Source organism: Azospirillum agricola (genome assembly GCF_017876095.1).
Classification (GTDB): Bacteria; Pseudomonadota; Alphaproteobacteria; order Azospirillales; family Azospirillaceae; genus Azospirillum; species Azospirillum agricola.
The window spans coordinates 1-5050 of record NZ_JAGINM010000061.1; the positions used below are offsets into that span (position 1 = coordinate 1).

Sequence of the window (5050 nt, forward strand, 5' to 3'; positions counted from 1 at the left end):
GTCCAGCATGAGTGCCTCCGGCCAAGATCGTTTTCTCAGATGTACAACAGGTTTCAGTTCACTCCATCACCCAGAAACTGCCAAAGTAGTACTAGAACATCGTCCTGGGTCAGGCCGGTAGGAAGAATGCCCTTCAGGAATGCCTCGTCGGTGGAAAGGTAGTTGATGAGGGCGTCCACGCTGAAAGTCAGGATCACCTCGGGATGCTCCAGCTCCGCCAGGATGCGCCGGATCGAGCCGAAGGACACCGTGTTGTAGCCATACTGATCCAGGAAGAAAATCGCCCGATGCGCCCGGCCGCGCGCTCTGATCTTCTCGATGATGGTGGAGCACTGCTCCTCGAAGGTCGAGTTGATGAGGTGGATGTTCCGGTCCAGCCCATTGGCGTGGATGCTGTTGGCGATCTCGTTCCGCAGAAACTCGATGCTGGGTTTCAGCTTCTCGACGAAGATGAAGTTGGCTTTGAGGTGGAAGGGCTTTTTCCGTTCCAGGTCGAATTCGGCCTGCAACGCCTGGATCTCGTTCAGCAGGATGATCGGCGATCCGGGGACCGATGAGGACCGGTCGCGGTAGCGGCCGCCACCGGCGAACCCATCGACCAGGGTGAGGTTCAGGCCGTCATGCATCGGGTTGGCGGTCAGCACCTTGACGTAGCGGTAAAGGTACTTGGCGTAGACCTTGTTCTTCACCCGGCTATGTTCTTCCAGCGGCGGAGGCGCGGAACCGATGATCCATTCGTACTTCTCACCCGCCATCGACCACCGCCATCCCAGGAAACGCAACTGTTCAGAGCATCGTATTGGCAAAGGATAACGTCAAGGTGGATTGGGTCTGGAAACAATCCCGAATTTGAACTTTAAGGGAAACGCTACGATAACTGCCTGAAGTGGTTTTGGACTTGGGCATCGCTTCTATGGCCTATGTCCGTTGCTCTTCCGCCGTTGAGGGTCATGTACGGGATCGGCCGAGGGAGGGGATGCCCCCCCCTCGGCGTAGCATCAAACGATGGTGAACCAGGAACTCGACACGTTCCTGAACCCGACTCCGGTCAGAGTGACGATGTTGGAGGTACCGAAGGAGGTCAGGGTCAGAACGGCTTCGCCACGGGCGTTGGCGCCCAGCGCGTAGCTCTGGTTTGCGGCCAGCCCGATCAGGTCGCCTTGGGCGGCGTTGAAATCCCGCAGGATGTCGTTGCCGTCGCCCGTGGAGAAGTCGAAGAGATCGGCGCCGGCTCCCCCGACCAGCGAGTCGTCGCCGAAGCCGCCAATCAGCGTGTCGTTGCCGGCGCCGCCGGACAGCGTGTCGTTTCCGTCCCCGCCGTCCAGCCAATCGTTGCCATTGTCTCCCCGCAGGCTGTCGGCGTGGCGGCTTCCCGTGAACCAGTCGTTGCCATCTCCGCCGATGAATTCCACCGCGGAGAAGGCGTTGGCCGCCGTCACGCTGTCGTCGCCGACGCTGCCGTGGAAGTGCTCGATCGAGGCCGAGATGTCTAGGGTGACGCCGCCGGCGTATCGGGCGTAGACCGTGTCGTCCCCGTCGCCGCCATCCAACTGCGCGGTCGTGGTGTCGACATACAGGCGGTCGTTGCCGGCGCCGCCGGACAGCACGTTGTTGCCGGCGCCGCCGACCAGCACGTCGTCGCCGTCACCGCCGTCCAGGACATCGTCCCCGGCGTCGCCACGCAGCGTGTCGTTGAAGGCTCCTCCCACGAGGAAATCGTTGCCGTCCCCGCCGTTGATCTCCACCGCGACACTGGTCCCCGGCGCGAACACGGTGTCGTCGCCGCCGCCGCTGAACACGCGCTCGATGCCGGTGCTGGCCAGGTCGAGGCCGAGGTTGCCGTCTCCCTGGACATAGACGGTGTCGAAGCCGGCCCCGCCGTCCACGCGGTCGGCCGCGTCGATGTAGAGCACATCGTCGCCGTCCCCGCCCATCAAGGTGTCGGCGCCGTTGCCGCCGGTCAGGGTGTCGTTGAAGGCGCTGCCGAAAATTTGGTCATCGCCATCGCGCCCATTGATCCAAACCCCGGCGAGGGCACCGGAGCCGTTCAGGATGTCGCCTCCAGCGCCGCCATAGGCCTGCTCGATGCTGGACGCCGCCAGATCGAGGCTGACCGCGACGCTGCCCTGGACCACCGCGGTGTCGAAGCCGGCGCCACCTTGCAGCGGCGCGTCGGCGGCGTCGAAGTAGAAGCGGTCGTCGCCGTCGCCGCCGATCAGCGTGTCCGCACCCTCGCCGCCAGTGAGCGTGTCGTTGCCCGCCCCGCCGACGATCAGGTTGTTCAGCGCGTTGCCGGTGCCGGCGAAATTGCCGGTTCCGATGAAGATCAGCCGCTCCAGGTTGGCCCCGAGGGTCTGGGCGTTCAGCGTGGTCCGGACCTCGTCAATGCCTTCGTTGGCCAACTCCCGGATGATGTCGCGCGCGCTGTCCACGATGTAGACGTCGTCGCCCAGGCCGCCGGTCAATGTGTCGTTGCCAGCCCCGCCCGTCAGGGTGTCGTTGCCGGTCCCGCCGAGGATAAGATCGTTGCCGTCACCGCCGTCGATCAGCAGGCCGACCGCGGCATTGGTTCCGATCAGCGTGTCGTTGCCGATGCCACCATAGGCACTCTCGATGCTGGACGCCGCGAGATCCAAGGTGACGCCAACGCTGCCTTGGACCACGGCGGTGTCGAAGCCGGCGCCACCCTGCAACGGGGCGTCGGCGGCATCGAAATAGAAATGGTCGTTACCATCGCCACCGATCAAGGTGTCGCTGCCATCGCTGCCGATCAGGGTGTCATTGCCTGCACCGCCGACAATCAAATTGTCCTGCACGTTGCCGGTTCCAGAGAAATTGCCGGTTCCGCTGAAAATGAGGTTTTCCAGATTTTCACCAAGAACATAGGCATTCAGGGTGCTTCGCACCTCATCGATGCCTTCGTTCGCCAATTCATGGATGGTATCGCCGATGCTGCTGACGATGTAGACATCATTTCCAGCGCCGCCGATGAGATCGTTGCTGCCAGCTCCGCCGTTGAGGGTATCGTTGCCATCATCACCATAGAGCGTGTCGTTGTTCGTAGAGGCCAGTGCTACATAGACCGCGTTGGACTCGAAGCCGACGATGTCCATGCGGCCATCCCCATCCACGTCGGCAAGCTGCCGGGGGAAATAGTCCTGCCGCCACCCGGTCGCCAGCGTGAAGATCCCGTTGTAAGCGGTCTGCTTTGGCCCAAACGTGCCGTCTTCTTGGCCAAGAGACACCACCACCGAGGTCGATGTGAAGCCGACGATGTCCGCACGGCCGTCGCCGTTCACATCCCCGACCAATCGCGGAACATCGTTCTGGTTGGTCCAGGTGGTGTTCGTCGTGTAGTAGCCGCTGAAGGCGACCTTGGGTGTGCTGAAGGTGCCGTTCTCCTGGCCGAGTGCGACAAAGACATTGTCGGCACCGAAGCCGACGATGTCCATGCGGCCATCGCCATTCACATCGGCGAGTTGACGGGGGAAATAGTCCTGCCGCCACCCGGTCGCCAGCGTGAAGATCCCGTTGTAAGCGGTCTGCTTTGGCCCAAACGTGCCGTCTTCTTGGCCAAGAGACACCACCACCGAGGTCGATGTGAAGCCGACGATGTCCGCACGGCCGTCGCCGTTCACATCCCCGACCAATCGCGGGACATCGTTCTGGTTGGTCCAGGTGGTGTTCGTCGTGTAGTAGCCGCTGAAGGCAACCTTGGGTGTGCTGAAGGTGCCGTTTTCCTGGCCGAGTGCGACAAAGACATTGTCGGCACCGAAGCCGACGATGTCCATACGGCCATCGCCATTCACATCGGCGAGTTGACGCGGGAAGTAATCCTGCCGCCACCCGGTCGCCGTAGTGAAGATCCCGTTGTAAGCGGCTTGGACCGCTCCAAACGTGCCGTCTGCTCGGCCAAGAGACACCACCACCGAGGTCGATGTGAAGCCGACGATGTCAGCGTGCCCATCACCGTTCACATCGCCGACCAAGCGGGGAACAATGTTCTGGTTGGTCCAGGTGGTGTTCGTCGTGTAATAGCCGCTGAAGGCTACTTTGGCAGTTCCAAAAATATATGAACTTGATCCAGTGCCCGCATCGCCAAGGATCAGGTCGTCCCCGTCGCCGCCAAATATTTTGTCCGATCCGTTCCCGCCGTTCAAAACGTCATTGCCGCCCAAACCATAGATTATATCGTCATTCGAACTGCCAGAGAGAGTGTCGTTCGCGGACGATCCTGTGAAGGTGGCCATTCTAAGAACTCCAAAATATGAAGTGTCTAAGCTTTTGTCTCCCATAAGGTGTATGAATATGAAAAACACCCTTTGGAAGCAATAAAAAGACGTGGAAATTTCTAACAGTGGATGGAGGCTTGGGAAGCGAGGTGAATTTGAGGCTGAATGCGTACAAAGCAGGGATTTGGTAATTTTTTGGGCAAACAATCCTATTCCGTTGAGGTTTCAACCCTCACGGCCAATTCCCGGAGGTTGCCACAATGTCCACCGCCCTGCCGCTCCTGCCCATTCTGCTGGCCTATCAGGGGTTGGCGCCCGTGGACGCCGAGGTTGCCGACACCCTGCGCGGCAACATGGAACAGCTACTGACCGAGGGCGAGGTCGCGGCCTCCGACGACCTGTTCGCCAAGGCGCGCTACATCCAGGACACCGCCCGGCTGGATCCGGCCCTGATCCCCATCGAGGCGATCGACACGTTGGTCGCCGGCATCATGCGCCTGCACGGGCCGGCGCTGAGCCAGCCGGCGCCGACGCTCGCCGTCGCGGCCTGAGCGCCGCCATGGCCGTTGCCTTCGCCCAGCCCGCCGCCGATCGGCGCCGCGCCCTCGACCTGGAGGCCCTGCTGGTCTGGGCGATCCGCGACCAGAAGGCGGACCGCGACCACGCCGCGTGGTTCGAGACCGAGGCCATCGTCTGCAACGCCGAGCGGGCCGGGATTTCCTATCATACCGGCTCACGCCTGAGCTGACTCTCGGGCCGCATGGGATTCCCAAATTATAGCGAGCATGATTCACTGAAGCTCCACCGGGAGTGGGAGT

Annotated in this window: 4 protein-coding genes; 2 read left to right on the forward strand and 2 right to left on the reverse strand. The window is 61.7% G+C overall.

The genetic code is table 11. The features are described 5' to 3' along the window. Positions 1 to 53: 53 nt before the first annotated feature. A complete protein-coding gene (tcmP, locus tag J2847_RS33700) occupies positions 54 to 755 on the reverse strand; it encodes a three-Cys-motif partner protein TcmP (protein WP_209783085.1) in 702 nt (233 codons plus the stop codon). A gap of 243 nt (positions 756 to 998) precedes the next feature. Beyond that, entirely contained in the window at positions 999 to 4250 is a 3252-nt protein-coding gene (locus J2847_RS34745; RefSeq protein ID WP_267912604.1) for a beta strand repeat-containing protein, read from the reverse strand. A 242-nt stretch (positions 4251 to 4492) separates the two neighbouring features. On the opposite strand from J2847_RS34745, the gene J2847_RS33710 reads away from it, so the two are divergent. Both J2847_RS33710 and J2847_RS33715 read left to right on the forward strand, forming a co-directional pair. Beyond that, positions 4493 to 4783 (forward strand): hypothetical protein, encoded by a 291-nt coding sequence (locus J2847_RS33710; RefSeq protein ID WP_209783087.1) that lies wholly within the window; start codon positions 4493 to 4495, stop codon positions 4781 to 4783. 8 nt (positions 4784 to 4791) lie between these two features. Further along, positions 4792 to 4980 (forward strand): hypothetical protein, encoded by a 189-nt coding sequence (locus J2847_RS33715; protein ID WP_209783088.1) that lies wholly within the window; start codon positions 4792 to 4794, stop codon positions 4978 to 4980. Positions 4981 to 5050 lie beyond the last annotated feature (70 nt).

Excerpts from the sequence above, each read along its gene's own strand:
- J2847_RS33710 (WP_209783087.1), top strand. The coding sequence starts at position 4,493 with ATGTCCACCGCCCTGCCGCTCCTGCCCATTCTGCTGGCCTATCAGGGG.
- J2847_RS33715 (WP_209783088.1), top strand. The coding sequence starts at position 4,792 with ATGGCCGTTGCCTTCGCCCAGCCCGCCGCCGATCGGCGCCGCGCCCTC.
- tcmP (WP_209783085.1), bottom strand. The coding sequence starts at position 755 with ATGGCGGGTGAGAAGTACGAATGGATCATCGGTTCCGCGCCTCCGCCG.
- J2847_RS34745 (WP_267912604.1), bottom strand. The coding sequence starts at position 4,250 with ATGGCCACCTTCACAGGATCGTCCGCGAACGACACTCTCTCTGGCAGT.